The following is a 1031-nucleotide window of genomic DNA, read 5'->3' as shown; positions in this document are numbered from 1 at the left end:
GTTGGCGCTCTCCCAGTAGCTGGCGGCGTTGCCGTCGACAGCGTTGCCGGCGGCCGCCACCAGCACCACCCAGACGTACGCCGCCGGCAACGCTGTCGACGGCAACGCCGCCAGCTACTGGGAGAGCGCCAACAACGCGTTCCCGCAGTCGCTCACCGTCGACCTCGGCGCGTCCCGCACCGTCGACCGGGTGGTGCTGAAGCTCCCGCCCGGCTGGGAACGGCGCACCCAGACGCTGTCCGTGCTCGGCTCCACCGACGGCTCCTCCTACAGCACACTCGCCGCGTCGGCGGCCCGCGTCTTCGACCCGGCGGCCGGCAACAACGTGTCGGTCGCGCTGCCGTCCGGCGACCGGCGGTTCGTCCGGGTCACAGTCACCGGCAACACCGGCTGGCCGGCGGGCCAGCTCGCCGAGCTGGAGGTGTACGGCGGCGGCACCACCACACCGCCGCCCACCACGACAGCGCCACCCACGACAGCGCCGCCCACCACCGCGCCGCCCACCGGCAACCTCGCGGCGGGCCGGCCGGTCGCCGAGACCAGCCATGTCGACGTGTACGGCGCCGCCAACACCGTCGACGGCAACGCGAACACCTACTGGGAGAGCGCCAACAACGCCTTCCCGCAGTCGGTGACGGTCGACCTGGGCAGCGCCCGGCCGGTGGCCCGGGTGGTGCTGAAGCTGCCCCCGTCGGCGGCCTGGCAGACCCGTACCCAGACAGTGGCGGTGCTCGGCTCCACCGACGGCTCGTCGTTCTCGACGCTCAAGACGGCGGCGGGCTACACGTTCGACCCGGCGGGCGGCAACAGCGTGTCGATCGCGCTGCCCGCCGGTGACAGCCGCTTCGTGCGGCTGACAGTCACCGGCAACACCGGCTGGCCGGCCGGCCAGCTGTCCGAGTTCGAGGTGTACGCCTCCTGACCCGGCGCGGCGGGGGCCACCGCCGGTCCCCGCCGCGCCACCGCACCCCCACCCCCGAACGCCTCTCCACCTCCCCCGGGAAGAAGGTGTCCGTCCACCATGTCCAGAC

The 1031-nt window shown here is 73.7% G+C and carries 1 pseudogene; it reads left to right on the top strand.

The features are described 5' to 3' along the window. Positions 1–46: 46 nt before the first annotated feature. A pseudogene (locus BAW75_RS09090) lies at positions 47–922 on the top strand (discoidin domain-containing protein); the annotation flags it as partial. Positions 923–1031 lie beyond the last annotated feature (109 nt).

Source organism: Micromonospora chalcea, assembly GCF_002926165.1.
Classification (GTDB): Bacteria; Actinomycetota; Actinomycetes; order Mycobacteriales; family Micromonosporaceae; genus Micromonospora; species Micromonospora chalcea.
This window is presented reverse-complemented; position numbering and strand designations above follow the sequence as displayed.